The following is a 5,767-nucleotide window of genomic DNA, read 5'->3' as shown; positions in this document are numbered from 1 at the left end:
TGATTCGGGTAAGTGAACGCCGCTAACACCCCTGCGGCGTCAAGGGCGCAGGGTATAGTTACTTTACGTTACGCTGTGCCTCATCCACAAAATCAACCATCAATAAATTAAGCTCCGAACACAACGGTTTCTCTGCACTGTTCTCTTTCACCAGCGCCTGATAACGCTCCTTGCTATGCTCGCCAAGTAATTTATACGCCGGTACGTTGGTATCCCAGTGACGAGAGTCCGCCAGTTTCAGCGCTGTTTTTACCAACACCGCTTCATCAGGAACATCCGTTCGCTGACACTCGTTCTGTAGATAGTGCGCCCCGGCAATCAAAGCGGACAATTGCTTGATTTGCTGTTGAGCGGTAGGTTGAGTCGGTTTATTGATCGATTGTTGGCAACCGGTCAATAATACCAAAGGCAAAAACCAAAATAGTTTACGTGTAGAAGATAACATTTTTTAACTCGTCAATAATAAGGAATTGATAATTTTAAATCAGGTGGTGAAGTCAGGACACAATTATTTCCTTATTAGCAAGAATAAACACCATCCAATTTTGGAATGCTTAAACTCCTTATTGGTAAGATAATTATAAAAATATCAAAACCATTCACTATCATATCGTTACAATGAGAATCTATTGGAATTAAATCTTAAAATACATTCCAAAATAATCTGTTATTAATATTTAATAGTTATAATGACAAAACGTTTCAACATCTTACTCAATTCACTTATGTTTTATTCAGCCGGCAACATCCTGCGGTAACAAAAGATCTGTCAGCAAAAATTATCTTCAATACGAAAAATATGTTTCCGATGAAATAGCTCAATGGAAACCATTTATATAATAGGAAAGGAATAAAACGTGAAATTGAATAAAATTATGTTAGCTATGGTGGTTATGTCTATTAGCGGTGGCGCAATGGCACATGGTTATGTTGAAAAACCTGAATCACGTAATTTCCTGTGTAGCTCTAGCGGCAAAAACCTGAATAAAGACTGTGGCAACGTACAGTATGAACCACAAAGCTCTGGCGAAACCGTTGACGGCTTCCCGGCGAGTGGCCCAGCAGATGGCAAGCTGGCGAGTGGCGGTATTAATGTGAGTAAAGATCTGGATCAGCAAACGGCAACACGCTGGCATAAAAACCAAAATCCAGGCGGGTTCTCAGCAGTTCAAGTGGAAATTCACTGCTGCACATCCTATTACCGACTTCAAATACTACATGACTAAACAGGATTGGAATCCTAACCAACCTCTAACGCGTGATTCATTCGATCTGACACCATTCTGCGTTATTGGTGGTGGCCCAGCAGAAACACAAACCATGATGACCACTCACGAATGTGATGTGCCTGAGCGTACCGGCTATCAGGTTATCTACGGTGCCTGGGATGTTTCCGATACCCAAAACACCTTCTATAACGTGATGGACGTTGAGTTCGATAACGTGTCCGGCGAAGTAGCGGTTTCCGAATGGTCTACCAAAGTAGGCAGCATCGACCCGCGTGACAATCTGAATCCCGGCGACAAAGTGAAACTACGTATGTTCGACAAGCAGGGTGAACGTAGCGATCTTGCAGTGGAAATCACTATTGCTGATGCGAAAGAAGGCAAGAAAAACAACTGGGCTTACGCTCTGGCCAACAAGGTCAACGATACACACAAAAACCTGCGTGCAGGTAATAAAGATGCTTCCGGCAATGTCTTTGCTGCACACGGTGCCAACACGATTTATATCAATGCAAACAGCGAAGTGATTCGTGTTGAAACTCAGATCGAAAACGCTCAAGTAGATGCAAGTACAGAAGTCGCCGCAAGTTTCTCTATCAGTGGCATGAAGAAAGAATATCAAATGGCTGCCGGCGCACTGGCTATTCATTTCGATCTGGGAACCATTGGCAGTATGGATCTGGTAGCGAAAGTCTTCGCACCAGACAATTCGGTTAAAGGTTACAAAGGTATGACTCTGGAAAATGCCTCTCAGCACGTTTCCATTGCCATGACTGACCTGAAAGCGGGCAAACATACGCTGGTGATTATCGGCACCGATGCGCAGGGTGAATTTAAGCAACAGAGCATCGTCTTTATGGTTGAAGGTGAAGTTGAAACCGCCAAGCCTGAAGTGAAACCAGAAGTGAAACCAGAAGTAGACGGCGCTGACAAGCAATGTAGCGCACCGGCCTGGAGCAATAACGCCGAATACTTTGCCAAAGCGACCGTAACCCATAATGGCCGTATCTATATCAGCAAATGGTGGACTAATAATGCTGCCGTTCCTGGCGATGCCGCAGTCACCGATGCCACTGGTAACAACACCGGTTGGGGTAAAGTTTGGGAAGATAAAGGCCCATGCTAATTAAGTAAAATTAATACCGCATTATTACAAGAGGCAGGGGAAACCCTGCCTCACTCGTTGGTACGGTCAAATGAAAAAACGAGTAATTAATATTATTTAACGCTATCGGAAACTTTATGAGTTCAATCCCCCCCTCAAGCCGCGCAGCATGGCTGGCTCTGGTAACACGTTTACATTTCTATATTGGCCTTTTTATTGCGCCTTTTATCTTTTTCGCCGCATTAAGTGGCACCTTGTATGTCATTTCACCCAATATTGAAAAAATACTCTATGCCGAGCAGTTGTACCCTAACATTGAGGGGCCAGCAGACACATTGATGGCACAGATCACTGCCGCACAAGCGGCTGCGGGGCAAAACGCACAAATTATCGCTGTTCGCCCTGCCCCCACTGATGGCGAAAGTACACGAGTTATGTTCGCGGAATCAGGACTTAACACCGGTGAAAGCCGCGCAATATTTATCGATCCCGTCACTCTGGCTGTATTGGGGGATATGCCGGTTTATGGTTCCAGCGGATCTTTACCTTTGCGTACCTGGCTGGATAAATTGCATAGCGGAGCACTATTTGGTGATATAGGCCGTAATTACAGCGAGTTAGCCGCGTCATGGATGTGGGTAGCAGCGCTGGGCGGCATCATTATGTGGGCAGCTCAACGGCGTAAAAAACGCCAACCCGCCAAACTAAAGCAAAATAATCGCCACCGCCATATCCTGCTTGGTCTGATTTTGTTGCCACTTTTACTGTTTATCTCCGTTACCGGCCTGACCTGGTCAAAATGGGCGGGTGATAATATCTCGGTATTACGCTCCACATTAGCGTGGAAAACGCCATCATTGAACACCGAATTAACACTAAAACAGCCGGGTACTGATGACACGCACGCCCCTCACTGCGCAGCCCACAAACCCGGAATGGCGATGCCTTCCTATCAGCTTTGGCGTTATGACGCCGTATTAGAACAAGCCCGGTTGGCAGGTATTGACGCTACAAAAGTTGAAATCCGCCCAGGCAGCACAGCTAATCATGCATGGACAGTCGCTGAAATCGATCGCAGTTGGCCTACTCAGGTTGATGCGCGGGCCTTTAATATCAAAACCATGCAGGTAGTAGATCAGTTGGATTTCAACCAATTCCCGCTCGTCGCAAAGTTAATTCGTTGGGGCATTGATGCTCATATGGGCATTCTGTTTGGTATCACCAACCAACTCATTTTGGTGCTATTCGGTGCTGGCCTGTGCTGCACCATCATTATGGGTTATTGCATGTGGTGGCGACGCCGACCTAAACATCAACGTTTCCCGATGCAAGGCTCGCTGATGTCCTCACTGGGCCGTTTATCACTGATGGGGAAAACCCTGTGCCTGCTTCCCACTCTGTTGCTGGCCTTTAGCCTGCCACTCATGGGAATAAGCCTCGCGGCATTCCTGATCCTCGACAGCTTGTGTTGGCTCAAAACCCGTACGCTTAAAAATACTGACGTAAAAACCAGAGAATAAGCCGACTAACTGAAAAGCACGCTCTGGAGAGACTTCAGAGCGTTTGGACCGAGAAAAAATTAGCAAGGTAATATTATTGGAGGAAAATGATAAATTTTTCATAAATATAATATTCTGACTTAAACGGAAAGCCGTACAATTCCGTTTCATTTGCAATAATTAAATACATATCATTATTCCCACTCCCCCTTCTGATGTCACTGGCGAACTATGATAGAAACAAAAACGTTAAAGATAGCAATGATCGAAGATGAACCTTTCAGTCGCCTTGCACTTATGGAGATCTTAAAAACGTATCCTTATCATCACAGAAAACCGGATAGACAGCTTATTTACAGTGCCTTTTCACTTCAGGTCGCCGGTTGCGTCAGCAATGCACCCGAGCTAATCCAATTATTAAAAAACACCCCTGAGATAGAAGTATTGTTGCTGGATTATTCACTCGCAGACTACGAAAAAAACGAGGACACATCGCAGTGTCAGGATGGCTCAGCTCTGATCAAACGCCTGCTTCAGTTGTATCCGGCATTAAAAATCATTGTTCATACTGCCCATAAAAATCTGATGGTAGCCCGCCTGGCCTGGCAAGCTGGCGCATGGGGATTTGTGCAAAAGAGCAACGACATCCAAGAGCTATTTTTCGCTATTTCGTATGTCGCTCGGGGCAAGAAATTTTTCCCTATTGAGCTGGCATCACTTCAGCCCGCGCAGCAACCGACCCTCCATGCTTTAACAGAGCGTCAAACTGAAATACTGAGGCTGTTACTCAATGGCGTGAAGCAGAAAGAAATCAGTGTGCGTCTCAATCTCAGTTTTAAAACCGTATCCAATACTAAAACGCGCGCTTTCAAAAAGCTGGGGCTTACTTCAAATACCGATTTTTTCCAATATGCCCATGAACTTTCTCTATAAAACATATCAAATACTGGCGCTGACCCTGCTTTCATCAGCGACCGGTTATGCTGCGGGCGACATCATATTTACGCCGGAAGAGCTGCGTTATATACAGGCTCACCCGGTCATAAAATACGGTATTTCTCCACATTTTTATCCTATTGAAAATTTTAATAGCACCGGGGAGCATATTGGATTGACGCGGGATTATATTGATTTAATCTCTGCCGCCACCGGAATAAAATTTCAGCCGGTATTCAGTAACAATAACAATAGACCTTTTGCTAATCTACAATCTGGTCACGTCTCGCTACTCACCAGTACATCCAGCGCATTTGCACAGGCCAAAGGGCTGGCAAGCAGTGTTCCGATGTTTGCCACCTGGCCGGTCACTGTTACGCGCAAAGCCACACGGAATATCGTCACCCCGGATGACCTCTTGGAGGGATATGTTTCCATCACCGACTATTTATCGTTAATTGAGTGGTTTACTGAACGATTTCCAAATGTTGATTACAAAATATCTCGTTCACCCGAGGAAGCCATCGGTGAAGTGATACATGGGCGGGCTAAAGCCGCCGTCGTCCTCTCGCCCACAGCCCTTTATTATATGAATGTCGTTCATCCGGGGCAGTTAAAAATGTCCCCTCCCCATAAAACCAAGATTCCCAGGGTGATGAGTGCGCGCCCCGAAGACCAGCTCCTGATCGATATTATTAACAAAGTCATCGCATCTATTTCCGCTAAACAGCAAGCTGAACTCATGGGGAAATGGATGCTCAGCGACATTATTCCACTGTCGGACAATCGACGATCGGGTTGGTACTGTTATAGCCTGACCACTACTTTGTTGCTCCTGTTGATATTTATTTTTTATCGCCACCGACGCTTACAAATGGAGTTAATCCGATTGGGTTCGAAGAACAACCTGGAACTGTCGGTGCTGGCACATGAGTTGCGCACGCCACTCATTGGCATCCTGACCGCCTGCGAAGGGCTGGTACACAAAATAGCGTCAACTT

At 45.6% G+C, this 5,767-nt stretch carries 6 protein-coding genes; 5 read left to right on the top strand and 1 reads right to left on the bottom strand.

Translation table 11 applies throughout. From position 1 onward, the window contains the following. Nucleotides 1–58 precede the first annotated feature (58 nt). On the bottom strand, nt 59–445 hold the full coding sequence (gene gspS / locus YALDO0001_RS18870) for a type II secretion system pilot lipoprotein GspS (protein WP_042840576.1): 387 nt from the start codon (nt 443–445) through the stop codon (nt 59–61). A gap of 412 nt (nt 446–857) precedes the next feature. On the opposite strand from gspS, the gene YALDO0001_RS22080 reads away from it, so the two are divergent. The 5 genes from YALDO0001_RS22080 to YALDO0001_RS18850 all read left to right on the top strand — a co-directional run. Next, nucleotides 858–1,226, top strand: coding sequence for a lytic polysaccharide monooxygenase (locus YALDO0001_RS22080; protein ID WP_004705553.1), 369 nt, complete (start codon nt 858–860; stop codon nt 1,224–1,226). Beyond that, on the top strand, nt 1,219–2,352 hold the full coding sequence (locus YALDO0001_RS18865) for a lytic polysaccharide monooxygenase (protein ID WP_353933421.1): 1,134 nt from the start codon (nt 1,219–1,221) through the stop codon (nt 2,350–2,352). Before YALDO0001_RS22080 ends, YALDO0001_RS18865 begins: the two co-directional genes overlap by 8 nt. Nucleotides 2,353–2,468: 116 nt before the next feature. Beyond that, entirely contained in the window at nt 2,469–3,851 is a 1,383-nt protein-coding gene (locus tag YALDO0001_RS18860; protein WP_004705551.1) for a PepSY-associated TM helix domain-containing protein, read from the top strand. A 210-nt stretch (nt 3,852–4,061) separates the two neighbouring features. Further along, a complete protein-coding gene (locus tag YALDO0001_RS18855) occupies nt 4,062–4,763 on the top strand; it encodes a response regulator transcription factor (RefSeq protein ID WP_004705550.1) in 702 nt (233 codons plus the stop codon). Next, the coding region (locus YALDO0001_RS18850; RefSeq protein ID WP_169310408.1) for a transporter substrate-binding domain-containing protein at nt 4,747–5,767 on the top strand (1,021 nt) is incomplete at its 3' end. The genes YALDO0001_RS18855 and YALDO0001_RS18850, both read left to right, overlap by 17 nt.

The organism is Yersinia aldovae ATCC 35236 (genome assembly GCF_000173735.1).
Classification (GTDB): Bacteria; Pseudomonadota; Gammaproteobacteria; order Enterobacterales; family Enterobacteriaceae; genus Yersinia; species Yersinia aldovae.
The sequence above is the reverse complement of the archived record's forward strand: the minus strand, read 5'-3'. Positions and strand labels throughout refer to the sequence as shown.

Excerpts from the sequence above, each read along its gene's own strand:
- gspS (WP_042840576.1), bottom strand. The coding sequence starts at position 445 with ATGTTATCTTCTACACGTAAACTATTTTGGTTTTTGCCTTTGGTATTA.
- YALDO0001_RS18860 (WP_004705551.1), top strand. The coding sequence starts at position 2,469 with ATGAGTTCAATCCCCCCCTCAAGCCGCGCAGCATGGCTGGCTCTGGTA.
- YALDO0001_RS18865 (WP_353933421.1), top strand. The coding sequence starts at position 1,219 with ATGACTAAACAGGATTGGAATCCTAACCAACCTCTAACGCGTGATTCA.
- YALDO0001_RS18855 (WP_004705550.1), top strand. The coding sequence starts at position 4,062 with ATGATAGAAACAAAAACGTTAAAGATAGCAATGATCGAAGATGAACCT.